A 19,790-nucleotide genomic window follows, 5' to 3' on the forward strand; every position below is an offset into this window, starting at 1 on the left:
TCGGGCACCGGCCAGGAGTGCACGCCCCCCGTCCGTCCTTCCGGACGCCCTGCCGACGAGCCGTACGGCGATCGAAGCGACTCCCACGTCCCGCGCTCCTCCCTCTCCCCCGGCGGCGGTGGCGCGCGAACAGTCCACGCGGTGCGGGCCCTCTTCGCCGGATCCGCGCCGGCCACCACCGGGCTCGGTGCGCGGTGTGTGCGCCGGCGGGCATGAGTGCTCCCGTAGCGGGCAGCACACAGGAGACCCCCGCCGGACACACGACACGGGCGCGGGGCCGCACGAGCGGAGGGATGTCCGTGGACTGGCTGTTCATCATGAAACCCGCGGACACCGTCGCGGACGGCGTCTCCTCCGGCAAGGACCGCATGCTGGAGCTCGCCGGGACCGAGCCTCGCCGGGAGTGGTGCCTGTCCAGGTGGCGGCGCATGGCTCCCGGCGACCGCCTGTGGATCTACTTCGCCGCACCGGTACGGGAGATCGCCGCGGTGGCGGAGATCGAGGACAAGCCGTACGAGGTGACCGGAAGCCCTCGCCGACCGTGGCGTTTCACCGCGACGCTGAATCCGGCAGCGACCCGGCGGCTGCACCGCGACCCCGTTCCGCTGCACGCCTTGTCCAACCGGCACCCACAAGGGGTCACCCGGGTGAAGGACAGCGACCTCGAGCTGCTGTTGAAACACGCGGGCCTGTGAGAGACGGACGACGTGCATCCGGACCTCGACCATCACTGGAGACAGCGGGGGTCGCTGCCGCCGCGACGACGCTTCAGAGACCGGCCCTGGACTTGTCGAGCACTCCGTCAACCGCGCCGCAGACGCTGCGGCGGAACGGGTGCCCGCCGGCTTTGCGGCGGAGCGCGGACGCCGCGACGAACGACAACGCCGTGAGGAACGGCCCAGTGGCCCTCGCGCGTCCTGCGGCCTTGGCCGGGTGTCCGTCGATGTCGGTGAGGTGTTCCCACCGTGAACAGTTCCAGGTCAGCGGGGACGGACGGCTTGGCGCCGGTGACGCCCCGTGGGCTGCGTGCCGTCAGGGCCGGTACCGCTCGCCCGCGGCGGTCACGGACAGAACTGACCGTTCGGTTCGACGGCGCAGCTCACCCGCCAAGCGGTCCACGAGCCGCTGGGGTAGCGAACCCTGAACCAGTAGTTGTCGTCCTTGCCGATGGCCCACATGAAGATGAGCGAGTCGCTGGTCTTCTGCTGAGGGTCGACTTCGACGCGGCTCTTCACCCACCCGCCCAGGGACTCCCACCCGTTCCAGGAGCCGTCGGGGTAGGTCCAGTTCGTCCACACCGCGTGATCGGCGCCGACGACGAACTCCTCCTTCGTCCCGTTGGCGAGTTTCGTGGTGGAGACGCCGTACTCGCAGAAGTACTTCTGGCCCTTGGCCGAGCAGTAGGTCGCCGCCTGCGCCGGCGCCGCCGCGACCCCCACCCCCGCCAAGGCGGCCAGAGCCGCGACCGCCGCGAGGGCACCCTTGAATCTGTGCCTGTCCATGCTCCTTTGCCGAGTGGCGTGATCGTGCCGGGGAAGGACCGCGTCGGGGAAAGGGGGGAACCAGCGTCCCGGCGCCCTCCTCGACAAGTCGATCACGAGCATGCGGGAGCGGACCAGGCGGAACCACCGGTAGAAGTAGCCTCCTTCCCGCTCGAGTCGAACGGGCGCAGGTGCCGACGCGCACCGCTCACGAAAACGACAGCACCGGGGTGAGGACCCTGCGGAAACGTGATCGCCTCCGGACCATTCCCGGAACTCGCGCACCCGGTGGTCATTCGTGAGGATCACGGTGCGCGACGGGTCGCCGCGGCGCTGTCGGTTCGGCACGTCGTACGTCCCCGCCGGCCCGCTCGGCGGCTGCCGTGCGTGGATCAGGTGACGCGCTTGATCGTCCTCCGGATCCAGTCCGCGTAGGCGGGCACGTTGCTGTAGAGGCCCGGCCCGTCCGAGCACGCGACCCCCGGGGCACCGGGGCCCGATGTGACTCCGACGAGCTCCCACCGCCCGTGCGCGTCCTTCTGGAGCTGCGGTCCGCCGGAGTCGCCGAAACACGCCATGGCCTCGGGCACCCGGCTGATCGTGCACAGCCGGGTCCGGTCCGCGTAGCCGGGGGCGCACTCGGCGGCGGCACCCCTGCGCGTGTCGAGCTCCTGCATCCGCTCCGCGAAGTTCAGTTCGGTGTCGACGGTGGTGTCGAAACCCAGGATCCGGGTCGGGGTGCCCGGCCGCCCGGCCCGCTCCGCGATGCGCACGGGCGTCTCGGTGACCGGGCGGTCGAGGCGGACCAGCGCGATGTCGTCCTTGTTGGCGGCCTTCCCCTCGCCGTTCACATAGCCGGGGTGGACGACGGTCCGCCCGATGGCCCGGACGGTGCCTCCGGACTTCCGGTGCTCGCTGCCGATCCGGACGGTGCCGTCCAGCTCGAGGCCATCGCCCTGCAGGCAGTGGGCCGCCGTCAGCACCCACTGCGGATCGATCAGCGACGCCCCGCAAGTACCGTCGTACAGCCCGTGTTTCGGGGCCGACTCCGGAATCGTCGCCATGAACGGGTAGCGCTCGGTGGAATCGGTCCCGTTGACGATCGCTCCGGCGCTGCCGGTCGTCAGGGTGGCGCACGCCGCGACGGCGAGAGCGCCGACGGCAGTGGCGCGCGCCACGCGGCGCACCGGTTTCAGGCTGAACACAGAAAGCTCCCTTACTTCGAAAACCGAACACGTTCAGCCTGCTTGTCCAAGATCCACCAGGCCATCCGGGCAGCAGGCCAGAGCGCGCTGGGGGGAGCAGGCCGATACAGGGTGGGGGCAGCCCACCTGTGCGTCGGCGCATCCCGCCGGGTTTCGCCGAACGGCCCGACCGGTCCGTGCCCGGAGGCCGCAGCCGGTGATCACCGGACACCCGCCGCGGCTCCGGTGTCGGGGCGTCTCAGGAGCGGGGCTCCAGCACCTCCAGGGTGCCGGTCCGGGTGTCGTAGCTGCGCAGGGTGGTGAGCCGGGCCGACAGCGGCGGCGCGGGCAGCAGTTCGGGGACCCGCCGACCGGCGAAGGCACCGGCCCGCCGGGTCCGGCCGAGGGTGACGTGCGGGCTCCAGCGCCCCGGTGCGTGGAAGGGGTTGAGGGTCTGGGGCGGGCTGTCCGAGGCCACCGCCTCCCACACCCGGCGGTGCAGAGCGGCCAGCACCACGTCGCAGTCCAGCGCCCAGGCCAGCACCGAGGTGGGCCGCTCGAAACGGACCACGCCGGTGAAGCGCACCGGCAGCGGCAGGGCGGCGGCCACCTCGGCGAGCTCCCAGCGGATCGGGGCGGTCAGCTCCGGGCAGGCGGCCAGGGTGAGATGCGGGCTGTTCGTCGGTGAACGGTGGCGCGCCTGACTGGGCAGCCCCGCAGCCGCCAGCCGCCGCCAGGCCTCCCGGACCGCCAGTTCTGCCGCCTCGTCCAACAGAAGCTCGACCGTGCGCACCGCCGCAGCCTACCGGCGACCACCTCGCGGTTTCCGCCGCCCGTCGGCCGGGCCGTCCGGCAGTACGCGACGCCTGCGGTTCCCGGCCGGGGATCATGACGGCGTCAGCCTGCGGCTGGACGTGCAGAAGCTGTTCGCGGACCTGGTGCGGGGTGACGAGGAGCGCTTTGACGGCGCGGAACGGGCGTGGCAGAAGCTGGGATTCGTCAGCTCACGCCCGGACGGACCGGTGGCGGCCTGCGGCGGCGTCATGGAGAATCCGGCTTCGTCCTGTCAAGACGAGCCAGGCCCCACGGGCCGCCGCGAGTCTTCCGCGCAGGGCCGCACTCCCCCGCAAGCGGGGGCACCCCCACCTTGACCCGCTCGGCCACCGCCTCGTCGTCCCGCTCGATCGCGCGTCGGGCCGGGACCGGGCAGGACCGGCCGTTGCGCACCAGCAGCTCGCGCACGCCCTGGATCGTGTCACTCAGGTGGAAGCGCCGGCCGATCACCGTCTTCACACGGCTCAGGGTCCAGCGTTGGTCCTCCCGGCCGTGCGGGGCCGGCCCCTTGGCCGGCTCCGCCTCCAACCGCGCGAACTGCTTCTGGCTCAGCCTCGGCAGCGACGCCGGCCCCTGTGACCGCAGAGCACGCCATCCGCCCTCGTCCCACGTTCGCCGCCATCACTGCACCGACCGGACGCTGACCCGCAGGTCTTTGGCGATCGTCGAGCTCGCCTCGTCCCTGGCGAACCGCTCGGCCGCCTGGAGCCGTAACTCCTCGCGGAACCGCTGACGTTCGGCGTTCAGCACGCCACCCTGCGGATACCTCACGCCCCGGTGACACCGCAGTGGACGACCAGCCGTCAGCCCCTACGACACCGCGAGTTCGACCTCAGCGAGCGCCGCGAAGCGGCACTGCCGTATTTCGTCAAGGGTGTTTCTCACGGAGCGGGGCCGGCTGATACTGCTCTTCCCCGGGCCGTACGAGCCAGCCGATGGCACCGAGGACGAGGCACGATTCCTGGACCGCTCGCGGACGGTCGAAGAACGCGTCAGCCGGCCCGAAGGCCGACCGCCAGCGTCAGTTCAAGGACCCGGTGCGGCGATGCGAGATCCGGAAACAGCTCCCGCAGCTGCGACATCCGGTACCGGACGGTCTGGGGATGGACGAACAACGCCGCCGCCACCTCTTCCCGCCTGCCATGGTGCAGCAGCCACGCCCGCAACGTCTCCTCCAGCCGCCGCGCGGTCGCGACGGGCAGGGTCCGCAACGGTGCGAGGGCTCGGGCACGCAGGTCTGCGAACGCGTCCACGTCGGCGCTCAGCACCAGCTCGGGCAGGTGGTCCTCGGTGTCGCGAACATCAGAGGAGAGGGAGCGCGCGCGTACGGCTCGTGCGTACGAGGCGGACGCACGCGTCCATGGCCGGGCCGGGCCGACCACGGCGGTGCGGTCGGTCAGCTGCCTCAAGAGATGTGATCGGTCGGCATCGGGGACGAGCAGCACGCCGAAGGCGTCCGGCAGATCGTCGAGGACGAGGGTGCTCGGGTCGAGCGTGCGGTAGGCGGGCCGGGCCTGGGCGGCGGGCAGCAGGACCGCGGTCAGCGAAACCGGAGGCTGCCACCCGGCCCGTTGAGCAGAGGCCAGCAGCACGTCCGGGCTCGCGCCGGTGAGGAGGTCGCGGGCCAGGTGTTCCAGGTGGCGCTCGTGGGCCCGGCCCCGGGCGGCCAGTTCGTCGGCGTGGCCCGCGGCGCTCGCGGCGGAGAGCTCGTCGATGTAGGCGAAGGTCAGCTCGGCGAACTTGGCGACCTCGGCGGCGGGCAGACCTGCGGGTACGGCACCCGCGGCCAGGCATCGCCAGGCCACGCGGGCGCCGACGCGGTAGGCGCTGAGCAGGGCGTCCATCGAACGGCCGTCGCGCACCTCGCCTCGGCCCAGCTCGTAGGCCGCGTCACCGGCGTCGCCGCCCGTGGTGTTCCCGCTCGCGAGGTCCAGGTAGTGACCCAGGGCGGTGCGGACGGCTCGGCGGATGGTGGCGCCCATGTGGCCCGAAAGGGCGTTGGCGTAGGGAGGGACCTCGTCGATGATCGCCTGGACGACCTCGTCGGCGGTGGTCTTCAGCGCGGCCCGAAGTGCGGTGACCGTCGTCTCGTCCAGGGCCAGTTCGGTGGCCCTCCGGATTGCATGGCTCACGTTTTGTTCCCTGCGAACAATTCAGCCGACCAGATTTACGTCCTGCGGTCAGGACTTTACGCCTTGAGGCACAGCAAGCTGGGGTCATGACGAGTGCAGCCCTGCACAGCAGGGCGTGGAAACTGCTGGAGATGGTCACGACGCCGCTGCTGCCGTCGGACTACCTCGACCTGGTCAGCCCGCTGCGTGCGGGCGCCGACCTGCGGGGGCGCATCGAGGCCGTGCACCCCGAGACGGGTGACGCCGCGACCATCGTGATCAGGCCGGGACGGGGCTGGCGCGGCCACACGGCCGGTCAGTACGTGCGGATCGGGGTCGACGTCGACGGGGTGCGCCTGTGGCGTGCCTACTCCATCACCTCGCCGACAGACCGCCGGGACGGCCGCGTCACGATCACCGTGAAGGCGATCCCGGACGGCAAGGTCAGCAACCACCTGGTCCGCAGAGCGAAACCGGGCACGCTGATCCAGCTCGACCAGGCGACCGGTGACTTCGTGCTGCCGCAGGCCAAGCCCGCCAAGGTGCTCTACCTGACGGCCGGCAGCGGCATCACGCCCGTGATGGGCATGCTGCGCGACATCGAGTTCGACGACGTCGTCATGGTCCACTGCGCGCCACAGCCGCAAGACGTGATCTTCCGCAACGAACTGCACGGCCTGGTCGCGGACAAGAAGCTGCGGCTCACCGAGGTGCACACCGACACGGACGGCATGCTCGACATCGCCCGTCTCGACGAACTCGTGCCCGACTGGGCCGAGCGCGAGACCTGGGCTTGCGGGCCCGCGGGCCTGCTCGACGCCGCCGAAGAGCACTGGAGCGAGCACGGCGTACAAGAGCGCCTGCACACCGAACGCTTCCGCCCCGGCATCGTCGTCGCCGGCGACGGCGGCGAGGTCACGTTCAGCGCCACCGGCAAGACCGTCGACGCGGACGGCGCCACGCCGTTGCTTGACGTCGGCGAGGAGGCCGGCGTGCTCATGCCCTCCGGGTGCCGCATGGGCATCTGCTTCGGCTGCGTCACGCCGCTCAAGGCGGGCGCCGTCCGCGACCTGCGCACCGGCGAGATCACCGAGGCCGAGCCGGGCGTCCTCATCCAGACCTGCGTGTCCGCCGCGGCGGGCCCCTGCGCCATCGAACGGTAGGAGCATCTTGACCGCCATCGACCCCACCGCCCACCTGACCGCGGAGCAGATCGAGGAGCTTGGCCGCGAGCTGGACGCGATCCGCGACGAGGTGATCGCCGACCGCGGCGAGAAAGACGCCGCCTACATCCGCAAGGTCATCTCCGCGCAGCGCACGCTCGAGCTGGTCAGCAGGGGCGTGCTGCTGTTCTCGATCTTCCCGCCCGCGTGGCTGCTCGGCACCGCCGGTCTGTCCGTGGCGAAGATCATGGACAACATGGAGATCGGCCACAACGTCCTGCACGGCCAGTGGGACTGGATGCGGGACCCCAAGATCCACTCCACCACCTGGGAGTGGGATCACGTCTCACCCTCCGAGCAGTGGAAGCACTCGCACAACGAGCTGCACCACACGTACACCAACGTGATCGGCAAGGACAACGACCTCGGCTACGGCATCATGCGCGTCGACGAGGACCAGAAGTGGCACCCGTTCCACCTCGGCCAGCCGCTGTGGAACTTCATCAACGCCTGCTTCTTCGAGTACGGCATCGCAGCCTACGACCTGGAGCTCGGCAAGAACCTGCACAAGCGCCGCCGCAAGAACCCGGAGTTCCGCGCGCGGGCCAAGGCCGTGGGCCGCAAGATCCGCAAGCAGGTGCTCAAGGACTACGTGATCCACCCGCTGCTGTCGGGCCCGTCGTTCCTCACCACGCTCGCCGCCACGTTCACCGCGAACCTGGTCCGCAACATCTGGTCCCACTCGGTGATCATGTGCGGGCACTTCCCCGAGGGCGTGCAGGTCTTCGAGCGCCGGTCGATCAAGGGCGAGACGCGCGGCCAGTGGTACCTGCGCCAGATGATGGGCTCGGCGAACATCAGCGGCAGCAAGGCCATGCACTTCATGACCGGCAACCTGTCGCACCAGATCGAGCACCACCTGTTCCCCGACCTGCCGAGCAACCGGTACGCCGAGGTCGCGGTGAAGGTGCGCGCGTTGTTCGAGAAGTACGAGCTGGAGTACGTCACCGGGCCGCTGCCCAAGCAGGTGTTCTCCGCGTGGCACAAGGTCTTCCGGCTCTCACTGCCGAACAAGAAGCCCAAGGTCAAGACGCCGGACCGCGAGCAGGAGCTCGTCGCGGTCTGATTCGCGGTATTGGTCCAGATCTTTCGGCCGTACCGGCGGCACCGCCGGTTTCGGTGAGATCCGTTGCGGACGGTGGGCGACCGCGACGTCGGACCGTACGACACGGGCTCCGAGGCAGCCCGGTGTCCGGCTGCGCTGCTACCCGGACGTACGCCAGGAGCTCAGCTCACAGCCCCGGCCAGCGCGCCCGGCGAGGTGTGGTAGTGCGCTGACCTGCCGTGGTCGGCCGGCGGTCGGGTGCGTACGCGCACTCGGTTTGCCGACGGGCGGGCTGGGCGGAAGGCATGAGGCTGTGACGTGGACACTGCCAGAACCGATGCTCGCCGCCCCTGTGTCCGACCCGGCTCTGCTGCCGGGGTGGGCGGGCGGTCCGCCGAACTGCGCGCGAAGAGGGCTACGACTGCGACCGTCTGCGCCGGTGACCGCGTGCCTGCGCTTGCGCTCCCTGCGCCCGGGGGCTGGAGAGCTCCGGTGCGGAGCCGGTCGCCCCCGTGTGGTCGGTGAAGCGGTGGCGGTACGACGTCGGTGTGGTCGCGTAGTGCGCGGTGAAGTTCTGCCGGAAGGTCACGGCGCTGGCGAACCCGCATGCTGCGGAGATGCGGGTGATGCTCCAGGTGGTCGTCTCCAGGAGTCTGCGGGCCTCGTCGAGTCTGCGGGTGAGGATCCACTTGGCCGGGCTCATGCCGGTCGTCTCGTGGAAGCGGCGGGAGAAGTTGCGTGTGCTCATGTGTGCGTGGGCGGCGAGTTCGGTGACGGACAGGCGCTGGTCGAGGTTGGCCAGAGCCCAGGTGATCGTGTCGCCGATGGGCCCCGCGGCGTCGTCGGGCACGGGCCGATCGATGTACTGGGCCTGGTCACCTTCCCGGTGGGGCGCGATGACGAGATGGCGCGCGACGGTGGCGGCGGCCGCCGAGCCCAGTCGGTCGCGGACGATGTGAAGGCAGGCGTCCAGCCCGGAGGCCGTGCCGGCCGAGGTGAGCACGTCACCGTGGTCCAGGTAGAGGGCGTCCGCGTGCACGTCCACGGCGGGGTAGCGTGCGGCCAGTTCTTGCGCCGAGGCCCAGTGGGTGGCCACGGCGCGCCCGTCGAGCACGCCACTGCCTGCCACGGGGAAAGCGCCGAGGCAGAGCCCGGCGATCCCCGCTCCGCGGGCGTGCCTGTCCCGGATCAGGGCGAGGAGCTCGCCGTCCGGTTCCGGGAAGTCGGCGGGCCAGGAGGGGAAGACGAGCAGGTCGGCCGATTCCGCCGCGGCGGGCCCGGCGAGGTCGTCGATCACGATTCCCTCCGAGGTGCGGACCGAGTGCGCGTCCGCGCTCCACACCGTGGTGGTCCATCCCGGGGCCAGATCCTGGCGGGCGACTTCGCCGAACACGAGCAGGGGCGCGGCGAGGTGGAACGCGGTGATCCCGTCGAAGGCGTGAAGGGCGATGCGCATGCCTGTCCCGTTCTCATCGATTATCTGCTTTTCTGCCACTCACCGTAGTTCCCGCGGTCCTCTGAGGATGGAGTCCACGGCGCCGTCCGCGCCGGATCCACCAGACAGGAGAGAACGTTGAACGCCCCGCGCCGAGCCCTTGTCCTCATCGACGTGCAGCAGGAGTACTTCGACGGGCCGCTGGACATCCAGTACCCGTCCCGCGACGAATCGCTGGCGAACATCCTGCGCGCCCTGGACGTCGCCGCGCAGGCGGACATGCCCGTGGTCGCCGTCCGGCACGAGTACCCCGAAGGGGCCCCGGTCTTCGCGGCCGGCTCGGCCGGCTGGGAGAACCACCCCGAGGTGGAACGCCGCATCGGCTCCACGACCAAGCGAGTGGCCAAGAACCACTCCGACATCTTCACCTCCACCGGCCTCGCCGAATGGTTCCGGGAGAACGAGATCGACACCCTGACCCTGGTCGGCTACATGACGAACAACTGCGTCCTGGCCACCTCCGTCGCGGCCGAGCCCCTCGGTCTCACGATCGAGGTCCTCTCCGACGCGACCGGCGCCGTCCACCTCGCCAACGAGGCCGGCACCGCCTCCGCGCGACAGGTCCACGAGACCCTGATGGCGCTGCTGCACTCGAACTGGGCCGCGGTCGCCACCACCGAAGCCTGGGCGTCGGCCGCCACCGACGACGCCCGCCTCGTCAAGAGCGATCTCGTCACCTCGGCCACTCAGGGCCGAGCCGCATGGGAACAGCTCTGATCTCGGTCTCCTGGGAGCCCGCGGGTACGTGGGCCGTACCCGTCGAGGGCGCCACCTCACTGAAGACCGCCGACCTGACCGTCGAGGAGAGGGCACGGCAGCTCGGCGAAGCAACGGACGAGAGCGCCTTCTGTCACCGGGTCAGCGGCTGAAACCGTGGAGCCGATCGTGTGCGGAGCCGGACGCAGGCGGCACCCGACAGATCACCCCGTCTCCCCCGTCAACGCCCCGGGCAAGGCGTCTTCGACCCGAGCGCTGCCGGGCCGGCGCCGTCAGCCGGTTGGGCGGGATCTGCGACAGGGTGAGCCTGCCGAGCCGGAACGCGCCGATCTCGTTCACCCGCTCCAGCTCAGGCATTGCCCTGCCTCGCCCTCCGGCGTGAGCGAGGAGGAACACGCAAGACGCGGAAGACAAGGGGTGGGGCAGCCCTGGCAGTGGCCGGTCCATCGGGCGAAGCGGTCCCGGAACCGACGGCCGGCTGTGCGGCGGGACCAGGGCGGCGTCCGCGGCGGAAGGCACTCCTATGACTGAGCAGCCGAAGCAGAAGGAGGACAAGGGCGAGCTGTGCTTCACCCCGACCTACGCCTCCTGGGCCGACCCCATCGAGGCGCACTTCGGCCCGCTGGGGCAGTTCACCCTGACCGACTCCCACCATCCGAACCACACGGTGCAGACCCGGGTCTTGCACCGCTACCTGCGCCGGCGCAATGCGAACGCCCGCCGCCCTGACGTGCTCGCCGCCCAGTGCAAGGGACGCGCCCGCATCCGCAGCGAGAAGGGCATCCGCTGGGACGGACGCCCTGTGCCGAACGCGGCCTGACCAGGAGCTGGGCCGACATCCCCGGCACATCACTAACCGACCCGCTGCATCGCCCTCCGGTGCCGTTCCGCCATCGCGGCCCCGGACTCGCGGCGGGCCATCCTGCGCAGGACGGATGGTGCGAGGAGCAGCCCGGCGACGGCCCAGGCACTCAGCACGCCCGCTGTTTCCAGGTGCCGCCAGGAATCACCGATCTCGGCGGCGACCGCATCGGCCGGCAGCAGCGCCGAGCGGAGACCGAGGCCGAGCCAGTACACGGGGAAGATCCGCCCGACGGTCTGCAGCCACTCGGGCAGCTCGGACAGGGGGAAGTAGATCCCGGAGATCACGATGAGTCCCATCACCGGGAGCATCAGTAAGCCGACGGTGCGCGGACTGCTGACCAGTGAGCCGATGACGGCGCCGGTCGGCAGGGTCGCCAGGAGACCCAGCGGCATCACCCACACCAGCGTCAGCAGCGCTCCGCCGCCCTGCCGGGCCACCCCGTCCACCAGGAACACGCCGACGGCGAAGGGGAGGGCCATGGAGACGAGAGCCGTACCCGACACCATGATGATCTTGCCGACCAGGTGGCCGACCATGCCGTGCGGCACGGCCTTGGCCCGCAGCAGAGTACCGTCCTCGCGCTCGGTCGCGAGCAGCTGTGCCGTGGTCATCATGCCGGTGAACGCGAGCGTCATGCCCAGCATGCTCGGCAGCATGAACGCGCCGGTCGAGATGCCGGCGCCCTTCAGCGGGTCGTCCTTGAGCAGGAACAGCGGCACGAGGAGCAGGACCGTCCAGAGTACGTAGCCGAACACGTCCTGGCCGGTGGTGAAGGTCTGCCGGAGTTCCGTCCAGCCGCGCCGCACTCCTACTCCCGCTGCATACCACACCGGACTCATCGCGATCCCTCCCCGAAAGCGTGCACCGTCCGCCCGTCGGGAACGCTCCCCGCCTCGAGCTCCCGCACCATCGTCAAGTAGGTGTCCTCCAGGCTCGCCCGGCGCACCTCCAGCCCGCCGATCGCCTCGCCGTGCTCCTCGAACAGCCGACGGACGAACCGGGTGGGCTCGGCCGTCGCCTCCTCGAAGGGCCGCCCGTCCCGCGTCCAGCGCACAGTGGCCTCGGCCGATGCCTGCCGCGACAGCTCCTCGGCCGAGCCATCGGCCACGATCCGGCCGCCGGCCAGAATCAGGATCCGGTCGGCGAGCCTCTCCGCCTCGGCAAGGTCGTGCGTAGTCAGCAGAACAGTGGTGTTCTCGTCCGCCAGCCCGCGTACCAGGCCGTGGAACTCGTTCCTCGCCTCCGGGTCCAGACCCGCCGTGGGCTCGTCCAAGAACAACACCTCGGGCCTGCCTACGATGCCGACGGCCACGTCGAAACGCCTGCGCTGCCCGCCGGACAGAGTTCCGACCCGCTTGTCCGCCTGCTCGGTCAGCCCAACGGCGGCGAGGAGGTCGTCGATGTCCCACGGCCGCCGCACGAGGGCCGTGGAGTACGGTGCGTAGTACGAGCCAAGGTGGGCCAGCAGTTCCCGCACCCGCCACTTGCCGTGGTCACGCCAGGACTGCAGCACGATGCCCAGGCGCGCACGCCACCGCTCGTCCCCGTCGGCCGGATCGGCGCCGAGGACGGTCACGTCACCGGCCGAGCGCATCCGGAAGCCTTCCAGGACCTCGATCGTTGTCGTCTTGCCCGCGCCGTTCGGGCCGAGCAGCAGGACGACTTCGCCTCGCCGGGCCGTGAAGCCGACACCTTTCAGCACGTCCTGGCTGCGGTAGCGCATCCGCAGATCCCGTACGTCGATGACCGTGTCGCTCTCCGGCGGTGGGGTGCCCTCAACCCCGGATAAGGCGTGAGTGGTCGTCATGGGTGTTCCCCCGTCCGTCTCGTGGTCCGTCCTGTGGGATCAGGGGCCGGAGGCCGTGCCGACGTCCGTGGTCATGGGACGTGTCCACGGCTGTTGCTGCCGTCGCCACCTGGCAGCAGCCGTTCGGGCCCTCCCGGACGAACACATTACCGAACGGCTGAGGTATCTCGTCCTGTTCCACCGACCCGGCGAACGTTCCCGGTCAGAGACCCAGGGAGGGTGAGCAGCGGCCGCAGAAACCTGTATTGCGGTCCGGCCGACGCCCCTTGGGTCCGGGGGCGTCGGGAGCGGGTGAGGGTCGCCGCCAGGGTGTTCACGATCAATCACAGGCGGACAGGACCGATTCGGTGGGAACTCCTCGGATCGCTGCGGAGTCGTGATCCACGTGGACAGCGAACTCCTCAACACGGCGGCCGCTGCCGCCGGTGCCGTCACGCTGGTGCTCATCGGCGCACAGGAGAACGATCGGCGCACCGGGAGGGCAGAAGCGCGCAAGGATGCCGCGGCTGATCGTGCAGCCCTTGAGAGTCAGGCTGACGAACTGGCGGCAGCCGTGATCGCGTTGAAGGTTGCGGGGAACATGCACGATCAGGAGAGGGAGGCGAAGAAGGATTCGCCGCCGGAGAGGGTGTCGGTCTTGCGGGGGCGGCCGGTCAAGGAGTCGGTGATCTGCAGGCCGAGGCCGGGGCGGGCGGCTTGGTGGTCGGAGTGGGAGAGGGTGTAGCGCCCTTCGGACATGATGTGCAGGCGGGTGTTGGCGGCGGTGACGACTTCTTCGAGGCGGGCGGCCAGGACGTAGGCCTCCAGATGCATGCGGACCCGGACGCTGGGTGAGTTGCCGGTGACGAGTTCGGCCAGGTGGCGGGCGGTGCTGTAGGCCTGTTCAAGCGGCTGAAGGCATTGGATGGCGGCCTCGAGGTCGGAGGCCGGGGCGGTGAGGTCCTGGTTGCGGGTGTGGGTGGTGCTGGCGGCGGTGGCGGCCTCGGCGTGCTGGTCGTCGGCGGCAGCCCGGGCGGCCGTGGCGGTGTCGAGGCCGGCAGGGGGGTGCTCGGATGCCTGCTGCAGTTCGGGGTTGTCGAGGACGGCGGTGTGCGCGGCGCGGGCCTCGCGCCACTGGGTGATCTCGTCTTCGACGGCGCGCAGGTCCTCGTCGTCGAGCAAAACTTGCTGGGCCAGTGCCAGGGTGTCGAATCCCTGGTCCTTGGCGGCGCGGACGGCCTGGGTGGTGCGCTGGGCGAGGATCTGGACGGCGGCACATGGAAGATCGCATCCACGATCCGCCACCGCGGATGCTTCTCCCGACGTCCGCCCTTCGGCCCCACCCTCGCCGGCGGCAGCAACGGCTCCACCGACGCCCCCTGCTCGTCCGTCAAGTCCGACGGATGCCCACCCCAGCACCGCTCACAGCATGCTCAACGACCACTCCAGCAACAGAGCACGGCAGATCTCAAACGCGGTCTGAGTACGTTGGTGGTCACCAGGAGGACGGAGGTGAGGTCCGGGTAACCACGGTAGGAAGCCTCTGGCTCCCGATTACCTGCCGCGGCAGTGACAACCCGAAATACTCACCGACGGCCCTCAGCACTTGGCGCTTCTCTTCGACAGGCGACAACTCCTCGTCCTCGCCAAGCAGGTCGTCGATGGAGTCTTCCGGCGGGATGACTCCGGCCGCTTCCAGCGCCGGGCGCAGAAGGTCGGGCTGGGCTCCAACGGGGTCGTAGCCGAAGCCCGACTCGAAGTGCAGTTGCAGCTCCCCGTCGGCGAGGTACCTGAAGAAGGAGGGCGGATCGTCCGGCCCCGGGTCGAAGGTCAGTACCTCGGCGCCGCTGGACACCGCAGGGTCCAGGGACCAGCCTTCGCTGCCTCCACACTCCACGACGAACGACCAGTCACCGCTTTGGCCGATGCGGCCAACGCAGTAGATCTGCGTGAGGTCGACCATGCGGGACGCTTCCTGGACGGTGAGGGCAGAGCCGATCTCGACAGGCTCACGGTCGGCCATGCGTTGGGCCGGCTGCTGCGGGCCGAGGCCGCGGGCGCAGGTGATGTACAGGTCGCCGGCATTCAGGTTCGCGCTGTGCCAAGCATCTGCAATCCATGCGAGGTTGTCGGGCACTGACGATTCTCCTTCTGTCGACGAGCGTACCCACTCCTTCCCGGGTGGACCGGGCGCGGCTTGCGGCCCGGTCGGTGTCACCGCTCAGACCGGCTGCGGCTCTCTGTCCGGGCGGTGGATCGGGGTGGCCGAGCCGGTGAGTGGGGCCCCCGTCCCGCCGCGCCGCTCAGCGACGATCTCCGCCGTGATGGACACGGCGGTCTCCTCGGGCGTACGGGCCCCCAGATCCAGCCCGATCGGGGACCTCAGCCGGGCCAGCTCGCGTTCGCCGACGCCCGCCTCCCGCAACCGGCGCTCCCGGTCCTCATGGGTGCGGCGCGAGCCCATCGCGCCGATGTAGGCGGCCGGCCGGCGCAGCGCCTCCCGCAGCAGGGGCACGTCGAACTTCGCGTCGTGGGTCAGGACGCACAGCACCGTCCGCCCGTCGGTGGCTGTGCCCCGCAGATACCGGTCGGGCCAGTCGACGACGATCTCGTCGGCGTCCGGGAAACGGGCTCGGGTGGCGAAGACCGGCCGGGCGTCGCACACCGTGACGTGGTAGCCGAGGAACCGTCCCGCCCGCACGAGCGCCGCCGCGAAGTCGATCGCGCCGAAGACGATCATGCGGGGCGGCGGCACGGCCGACTCCACGAGCAGGGTGACACCACCCGGGCAGTGCGTGCCGTCCTCGGAGAGTTCCACCGTGCCGGTCCGGCCGGCGTCCAGCAGGGCGCGGGCCTGGGCGCGCGCGGTGCGGTCCAGCTCCGGGCCGCCGCCGATCCCGCCCCCGTACGAGCCGTCGGGGCGGACGAGCAGGGCCCGGCCGAGCAGTTCGGCGGGGCCCCGCGCCACCCGGGCCAGGGCCACCGGCTCACCGTCCGCCGCGGCGGACAGCGCTGCCTCGTGCACCGCCTGCCCGGCGGAGAACGGAACGACCAGCACGTCGATCGTCCCGCCGCAGGTCAGTCCCACCGCGAAGGCGTCCTCGTCGCTGTAGCCGAACCGCTCGGTCAGCGGCTCGCCGTCGCGCAGGGCCTGGCGGCACAGGTCGTACACGGCGCCCTCGACGCAGCCCCCGGAGACCGAGCCGATCGCCGTGCCGTCGGCGTCGACGGCCAGGGCCGCCCCGGGCGGACGCGGGGCGCTGCCGCCGACGGCGACGACCGTGGCGACGGCGAAGTCCCGGCCCTCCTCGACCCAGGCGTGCAGGGCCCCTGCCAGATCAAGCATGGTCGCCCGCCGACAGGACGCGGTCGGGCCGGATCGGCAGGTCGCGGTGGCGTACGCCGGTCGCGTGCCAGACGGCGTTGGCGATCGCGGCGGCCGCGCCCACGATGCCGACCTCGCCGATGCCCTTGATGCCGATCGGGTCGTCGGGGTCGGGGTCGTCGACCCAGTCGGCCTCGACGTGCGGGACATCGGCGTGCGTGGCGACGTGGTAGCCGGCCAGGTCGGCGCCGTGGACACCGCCGCTCGCCGGGTCCCGGACGGCCTCTTCGTGCAGGGCCATGGACAGGCCCCAGATCATTCCGCCGACGAGCTGGTTGCGGGCGGTGAGCGGGTTGACGATCCGGCCGGCCGCGAAGACGCCCAGCATGCGGCGCACCCGGACCTCGCCGGTGGCCGGGTCGACGGCGACCTCGGCGAACTGGGCCCCGAAGGAGTGCCGTTCCCGCTGGGCGAGCGCGGCGACGGCCTCGGTCGTGTCCGACCGCGCGGTGATGCCCTGCGGCGGGATGTCCCCGCCCGGCGCGAGGTCGCGGCGCAGTTGTTCGGCCGCGGCCGTGACGGCCCAGCTCCAGGAGCGGGTGCCCGCGGAGCCGCCGGCGATCATCGCGGGGCCGAGGTCGCTGTCGCCGATGTGCACCAGCACGCGGTCGGCGGGTACCTCCAGGGCGTCGGCGGCGACCAGGGTGAGCGCGGTCCGGGCGCCGGTGCCGATGTCGGCGGCGTTGATCCGGACCGTGAAGGTGTTGTCCGCCTCTGCTGTCACGGACGCCGTGGAGGGCATGGCCATCGCCGGGAAGGAGGCGGCCGCGGTGCCCGTGCCGAGCAGCCAGCGCCCCTGGCGGCGCAGGCCCGGGCGCGGGTCGCGCTGCGCCCAGCCGAACCTGTGGGCGCCTTCCCGGAAGCAGGCGGCCAGGTTGCGCCCGGCGAACGGCAGTCCGGAGACCGGCCCCACCTCGGGTTCGTTGCGCAGGCGCAGTTCGATCGGGTCGACGCCGCACTTCTCGGCGAGTTCGTCGAGCGCCGACTCCAGCGCGAACGAGCCCGGGGCCTCTCCCGGGGCGCGCATCCAGGTCGGGGTGGGGACGTCGAGTCGCACCAGTCGGTTGACCGTGTGGTGGGCGTCGGCGGCGTACATCGACCGGCCGGCCGCGGCGCTCGGCTCGACGAACTCGTGCACGGTGGAGGTCTGGTTCAGGGAGCGGTGCTCCAGGGCGCGCAGCCGCCCGTCCGGATCGGCGCCGAGGCGGACGCGCTGCGCGGTGGGACTGCGGTAGCCGACGAGGGAGAACATCTGCCGGCGGGTCATGACGACCCGGACGGGCCGCTGCAGCACGGTGGCGGCCATCACGGCGGCCACCTGGTGGGCGCGCACGCCCTTGCTGCCGAAGCCGCCGCCGACGTGCTCGGAGCGCACGCGCACGGAGCCCGGGTCGAGGGAGAACAGGTTGGCGAGCTCTCCCGCGACCCAGGTGGTGCCCTGGTTGGAGTCGACGACCTCCAGCCGGCCGCCCTCCCAGCAGGCGGTCGCCGCGTGCGGCTCCATCGGGTTGTGGTGCTCCTCCGGGGTGGTGTACCGCGCGTCCACCACGACGGCGGACGCCGCGAGTTCCCGGTCCAGGTCGCCCTTCTCCGCCACGGCCGGCAGGTGCCCGTCGACCGGGTACGCCTCGGCCTCACGTCCGGCCGAGAACGCGACGTCGTGCGGCTCCTCGTCGTACGTCACGACGAGGGTCTCGGCGGCCTCCCTGGCCTGTTCGGACGTCTCGGCGACGACCAGGGCCACGGGCCAGCCCAGGTGGGGCACCCGATCGTGCTGGAAGAGGCCGGTGCCGGGATCCGGCGGGGTGCCCATCATGCCGACGTAGTCGGTGTCGACGCGCGGGGCGTTGTGGTGGTGGAGCACGGTGAGGACGCCGGGCATCGCGAGGACGGTTTCGGTGTCCAGGGCGCGGACGCGGCCGCGGGCGACGGTGGACAGCACCAGCCAGCCGTGGGCGAGTTCGGCGAAGGGGATCTCGCCGGCGTAACGGGCCGCGCCGGTGACCTTGTCGCGGCCTTCCACCCGGGTGTGGGCGGTGCCGGTCACGCGCTCGGCGGCGGACCGGCCGGTGGTGGCGGTGGTCATCGGGCGGCCTCCTCGGCGAGTTCGCTGAGGACGGCCACGACGAGATTGCGCATCAGGGTCACCTTGTGTCCGTTGCGGGGCAGGGGCCTCGCGGCCGCCAGTTCGGCGTCCGCGGCGGCCGTGAAGGTCTCGGCGTCGGCCGGGGCGCCGGTCAGGACGCGTTCGGCCGCACGGGCCCGCCAGGGGCGGGAGGCGACGGCCCCGAAGGCCAGGCGCACGTCGTGCACGGCACCGTCCCTGAGGTCGAGGGCGGCGGCGACCGAGCCGATGGCGAAGGCGTACGAGGCCCGCTCGCGCACCTTGCGGTAGCGGGAGTTGGCCGCCGTGGCGCCGGGCGGCAGGGTGACGGCGGTGATCAGGGCGCCCCGCGGCAGGGCGGTCTCCCGGTGCGGTGTCTCCCCCACGGGCAGGTAGAGGTCGGTGATCGGCAGCTCGCCCGGTCCGTCAGCGGTCTCGTAGGACACGCGGGCGTCGAAGGCGGTCAGGGCCACGCCCATGTCGGAGGGGTGGGTGGCGACGCAGTGACCGGAGGCGCCGAGGATGGCGTGGTTGTGGTGCTCACCGGTGAGGGCGGGGCAGCCGCTGCCCGGATCACGCTTGTTGCAGGGCGAGTCGACGTCGGTGAAGTAACCGCAGCGGGTGCGCTGCAGCAGGTTGCCGCCGACGGTGGCCATGTTGCGCAGCTGTCCGGAGGCGCCGGCCAGTACCGCCTGGGCCAGGGCCGGGTAGCGGCGCCGGACCTCGGGATGGGCGGCCAGATCGCTGTTGGTGACGGTCGCACCGATGCGCAGTCCGCCGTCCCGCGTCGACTCGACGCGGTTCAGGGGCAGTTCGCGTACGTCGACGAGCCGGGCGGGCCGCTCGACGCCGGTCTTCATCAGGTCGACCAGATTGGTGCCGCCGCCCAGGAAGCGGGCGTCCGTGTCACCGTCGAGCAGCGCCACGGCGCCGGGGACGTCGTAGGCGCGCCGGTAGCCGAACTCCCTCATGCCGAGGCTCCGTTCGCCTCGGCGGCGCGGGCCACGGCCTGGACGACGGACACGTACGCGCTGCAGCGGCACAGGTTGCCGCTCATCCGCTCACGGATCTCCTCGGAGGTCAGGGGTGGCGGTCCCGCCTCGGGTCGCAGGTCGTGGGTGGCGGCGCTCGGCCAGCCCGCGGCGTGTTCCTCGATCACGGCGATGGCCGAGCAGATCTGACCTGGCGTGCAGTAGCCGCACTGGAAGCCGTCGAGGTCGAGGAACGCCTGCTGCACCGGGTGCAGCCGGTCGCCGTCGGCCACGCCCTCGATGGTGGTGATCTCGCGTCCTTCGGTCGCGACCGCCAGTTGCAGGCAGGCCACGCTGCGGCGGCCGTCGACCAGGACGGTGCAGGCGCCGCACTGCCCCTGGTCGCAGCCCTTCTTGGTGCCGGTCAGGTCGAGCCGTTCCCGCAGGGCGTCGAGCAGGGTGGTGCGGTGGTCGACGGTCAGCGTGTACTTCTCGCCGTTGACGGACAGGGTGAGGTCGCTGGACGTCGATGAGGGCATGGAAGCCTTCTCTCTCACGTGGTGAGGCGGGTTGGGCAAAGGCGTGGGCG

The 19,790-nt window shown here is 71.3% G+C and carries 21 protein-coding genes and 3 pseudogenes; 7 read left to right on the forward strand and 17 right to left on the reverse strand.

Annotated elements, in window-relative coordinates:
* Nucleotides 1-299: 299 nt before the first annotated feature.
* The gene (locus AB0N31_RS04830) at nucleotides 300-695 is read left to right on the forward strand and encodes a hypothetical protein (protein WP_366056915.1); all 396 of its coding nucleotides are present in this window, start codon (nucleotides 300-302) and stop codon (nucleotides 693-695) included.
* A gap of 366 nt (nucleotides 696-1,061) precedes the next feature.
* Here the strand turns inward: AB0N31_RS04830 and AB0N31_RS04835 are convergent, their stop codons facing one another.
* From AB0N31_RS04835 to AB0N31_RS04860, 6 genes are all read right to left on the reverse strand, one after another.
* Nucleotides 1,062-1,502: a hypothetical protein gene (locus tag AB0N31_RS04835; protein ID WP_366056916.1), complete on the reverse strand. Its 441-nt coding sequence runs from the start codon at nucleotides 1,500-1,502 to the stop codon at nucleotides 1,062-1,064.
* Nucleotides 1,503-1,873: 371 nt separating this feature from the next.
* Nucleotides 1,874-2,686: a serine protease gene (locus AB0N31_RS04840; RefSeq protein WP_366056917.1), complete on the reverse strand. Its 813-nt coding sequence runs from the start codon at nucleotides 2,684-2,686 to the stop codon at nucleotides 1,874-1,876.
* A 238-nt stretch (nucleotides 2,687-2,924) separates the two neighbouring features.
* The gene (locus tag AB0N31_RS04845) at nucleotides 2,925-3,458 is read right to left on the reverse strand and encodes a 2'-5' RNA ligase family protein (protein ID WP_366056918.1); all 534 of its coding nucleotides are present in this window, start codon (nucleotides 3,456-3,458) and stop codon (nucleotides 2,925-2,927) included.
* A gap of 248 nt (nucleotides 3,459-3,706) precedes the next feature.
* Nucleotides 3,707-4,027: a winged helix-turn-helix domain-containing protein gene (locus AB0N31_RS04850; RefSeq protein ID WP_366056919.1), complete on the reverse strand. Its 321-nt coding sequence runs from the start codon at nucleotides 4,025-4,027 to the stop codon at nucleotides 3,707-3,709.
* 93 nt (nucleotides 4,028-4,120) lie between these two features.
* Nucleotides 4,121-4,270, reverse strand: a complete 150-nt coding sequence (locus AB0N31_RS04855) for a hypothetical protein (protein WP_366056920.1) — start codon at nucleotides 4,268-4,270, stop codon at nucleotides 4,121-4,123.
* Between the two features lie 221 nt (nucleotides 4,271-4,491).
* On the reverse strand, nucleotides 4,492-5,631 hold the full coding sequence (locus AB0N31_RS04860) for a helix-turn-helix domain-containing protein (protein ID WP_366056921.1): 1,140 nt from the start codon (nucleotides 5,629-5,631) through the stop codon (nucleotides 4,492-4,494).
* An 86-nt stretch (nucleotides 5,632-5,717) separates the two neighbouring features.
* On the opposite strand from AB0N31_RS04860, the gene AB0N31_RS04865 reads away from it, so the two are divergent.
* The 3 genes and pseudogenes from AB0N31_RS04865 to AB0N31_RS04875 form a co-directional block, all read left to right on the forward strand.
* Nucleotides 5,718-6,773, forward strand: coding sequence for a ferredoxin reductase (locus tag AB0N31_RS04865; protein ID WP_366056922.1), 1,056 nt, complete (start codon nucleotides 5,718-5,720; stop codon nucleotides 6,771-6,773).
* 7 nt (nucleotides 6,774-6,780) lie between these two features.
* Nucleotides 6,781-7,899, forward strand: coding sequence for an acyl-CoA desaturase (locus AB0N31_RS04870; protein ID WP_366056923.1), 1,119 nt, complete (start codon nucleotides 6,781-6,783; stop codon nucleotides 7,897-7,899).
* A gap of 58 nt (nucleotides 7,900-7,957) precedes the next feature.
* Nucleotides 7,958-8,047 (forward strand): annotated as a pseudogene (locus AB0N31_RS04875) (DUF6207 family protein); the annotation flags it as partial.
* Between the two features lie 246 nt (nucleotides 8,048-8,293).
* Here AB0N31_RS04875 and AB0N31_RS04880 read toward each other — a convergent pair.
* On the reverse strand, nucleotides 8,294-9,334 hold the full coding sequence (locus tag AB0N31_RS04880; protein WP_366056924.1) for a helix-turn-helix domain-containing protein: 1,041 nt from the start codon (nucleotides 9,332-9,334) through the stop codon (nucleotides 8,294-8,296).
* A 117-nt stretch (nucleotides 9,335-9,451) separates the two neighbouring features.
* Between AB0N31_RS04880 and AB0N31_RS04885 the strand changes: the two genes are divergently transcribed.
* The 3 genes and pseudogenes from AB0N31_RS04885 to AB0N31_RS04895 form a co-directional block, all read left to right on the forward strand.
* The gene (locus AB0N31_RS04885; RefSeq protein ID WP_366056925.1) at nucleotides 9,452-10,090 is read left to right on the forward strand and encodes an isochorismatase family protein; all 639 of its coding nucleotides are present in this window, start codon (nucleotides 9,452-9,454) and stop codon (nucleotides 10,088-10,090) included.
* Nucleotides 10,075-10,242 (forward strand): hypothetical protein, encoded by a 168-nt coding sequence (locus AB0N31_RS04890; protein WP_366056926.1) that lies wholly within the window; start codon nucleotides 10,075-10,077, stop codon nucleotides 10,240-10,242. The genes AB0N31_RS04885 and AB0N31_RS04890 overlap by 16 nt, the downstream gene beginning before the upstream one ends.
* 398 nt (nucleotides 10,243-10,640) lie before the next feature.
* Nucleotides 10,641-10,910 (forward strand): annotated as a pseudogene (locus AB0N31_RS04895) (IS630 family transposase); the annotation flags it as partial.
* Between the two features lie 32 nt (nucleotides 10,911-10,942).
* On the opposite strand, the gene AB0N31_RS04900 reads toward AB0N31_RS04895, so the two are convergent.
* The 10 genes and pseudogenes from AB0N31_RS04900 to AB0N31_RS04945 form a co-directional block, all read right to left on the reverse strand.
* Nucleotides 10,943-11,794: an ABC transporter permease gene (locus AB0N31_RS04900; RefSeq protein WP_366056927.1), complete on the reverse strand. Its 852-nt coding sequence runs from the start codon at nucleotides 11,792-11,794 to the stop codon at nucleotides 10,943-10,945.
* Complete coding sequence (locus AB0N31_RS04905; RefSeq protein ID WP_366056928.1) at nucleotides 11,791-12,762, reverse strand: ABC transporter ATP-binding protein; 972 nt, start codon at nucleotides 12,760-12,762, stop codon at nucleotides 11,791-11,793. The genes AB0N31_RS04900 and AB0N31_RS04905 overlap by 4 nt, the downstream gene beginning before the upstream one ends.
* 319 nt (nucleotides 12,763-13,081) lie before the next feature.
* Entirely contained in the window at nucleotides 13,082-13,348 is a 267-nt protein-coding gene (locus tag AB0N31_RS04910; protein WP_366056929.1) for a hypothetical protein, read from the reverse strand.
* A gap of 2 nt (nucleotides 13,349-13,350) precedes the next feature.
* On the reverse strand, nucleotides 13,351-14,046 hold the full coding sequence (locus tag AB0N31_RS04915) for a hypothetical protein (protein WP_366056930.1): 696 nt from the start codon (nucleotides 14,044-14,046) through the stop codon (nucleotides 13,351-13,353).
* Nucleotides 14,016-14,147, reverse strand: a pseudogene (locus tag AB0N31_RS04920) (transposase); the annotation flags it as partial. The gene AB0N31_RS04915 and the pseudogene AB0N31_RS04920, both read right to left, overlap by 31 nt.
* Nucleotides 14,148-14,236: 89 nt before the next feature.
* Nucleotides 14,237-14,878 carry a DUF6461 domain-containing protein gene (locus tag AB0N31_RS04925; RefSeq protein ID WP_366056931.1) on the reverse strand — a complete coding sequence of 214 codons (642 nt, stop codon included), beginning with the start codon at nucleotides 14,876-14,878 and terminating at the stop codon, nucleotides 14,237-14,239.
* An 84-nt stretch (nucleotides 14,879-14,962) separates the two neighbouring features.
* On the reverse strand, nucleotides 14,963-16,087 hold the full coding sequence (locus tag AB0N31_RS04930) for an XdhC/CoxI family protein (protein WP_366056932.1): 1,125 nt from the start codon (nucleotides 16,085-16,087) through the stop codon (nucleotides 14,963-14,965).
* Nucleotides 16,080-18,212, reverse strand: a complete 2,133-nt coding sequence (locus AB0N31_RS04935) for a xanthine dehydrogenase family protein molybdopterin-binding subunit (protein WP_366056933.1) — start codon at nucleotides 18,210-18,212, stop codon at nucleotides 16,080-16,082. The genes AB0N31_RS04930 and AB0N31_RS04935 overlap by 8 nt, the downstream gene beginning before the upstream one ends.
* Nucleotides 18,209-19,201 (reverse strand): xanthine dehydrogenase family protein subunit M, encoded by a 993-nt coding sequence (locus tag AB0N31_RS04940; RefSeq protein ID WP_366056934.1) that lies wholly within the window; start codon nucleotides 19,199-19,201, stop codon nucleotides 18,209-18,211. Before AB0N31_RS04940 ends, AB0N31_RS04935 begins: the two co-directional genes overlap by 4 nt.
* A complete protein-coding gene (locus AB0N31_RS04945) occupies nucleotides 19,198-19,740 on the reverse strand; it encodes a 2Fe-2S iron-sulfur cluster-binding protein (RefSeq protein ID WP_366056935.1) in 543 nt (180 codons plus the stop codon). The genes AB0N31_RS04940 and AB0N31_RS04945 overlap by 4 nt, the downstream gene beginning before the upstream one ends.
* Nucleotides 19,741-19,790 lie beyond the last annotated feature (50 nt).

This window comes from Streptomyces sp. NPDC051051, assembly GCF_040682975.1.
GTDB lineage: Bacteria > Actinomycetota > Actinomycetes > Streptomycetales > Streptomycetaceae > Streptomyces.